At 38.5% G+C, this 624-nt stretch carries 1 protein-coding gene; it reads left to right on the top strand.

Annotated elements, in window-relative coordinates; all coding sequences use genetic code 11:
- On the top strand, positions 1 to 339 hold a 339-nt coding region (locus A3766_RS23485; protein ID WP_068643065.1), incomplete at its 5' end, for a hypothetical protein.
- Between the last annotated feature and the right edge of the window lie 285 nt (positions 340 to 624).

The raw sequence follows: 624 nt of genomic DNA, 5'->3' as shown, positions 1-624 counted from the left end.
ATGTTAATGCCTATCAGTCCAGTCGAGTTAATTTCAATTTCAAAACGTAACAAATTGATTTCAGGTTATATCATGGGCTTTCATCATCAAATTATTTCGCGTTCTCCTTTCAAACCAATTGACCAGCAAGGAATTCTAGTAGAGAGCTATTATAATCTTTTTGGGTCGGATGACGCTCAAGAAATACTAGACTTCACATTTAGCAACCTTCGAGATGAAGTTTTTAAATCGGGCTTTGACCTAGGAAGCAAAGATATCACTGACTTTAGTAGAAACTCCAAAAATGCCCCTTTGGGTTTACTAAGAATTCTACACAAAGAAGATAACAGTATCGATTAGCTGGTAAGTTTGTATCTTTGAAGTCGGCACATTTTGAGTTTATTAAAAACTTGTCCTTACTTTTTTCAAGTCTTGATGCCCCCAAACTCTCACCGTTTTATCCTTATCTGGCAAGGACACTATATGTCCACTTTGCGGACTTCACAGGCACAAACGCAAAAAAGTCTGATCAGATCTCTTTCGAAGGTCTACTTTTAGGCATGCTCGTGCCATTTGCTGACCTTTGAGGCCACTGTATAAATGGCCTTCCCCTTAATTCGAGTGGCTCAAATTAAGCGTGAAACT

The organism is Oleiphilus sp. HI0132, from assembly GCF_001635845.1.
This window is presented reverse-complemented; position numbering and strand designations above follow the sequence as displayed.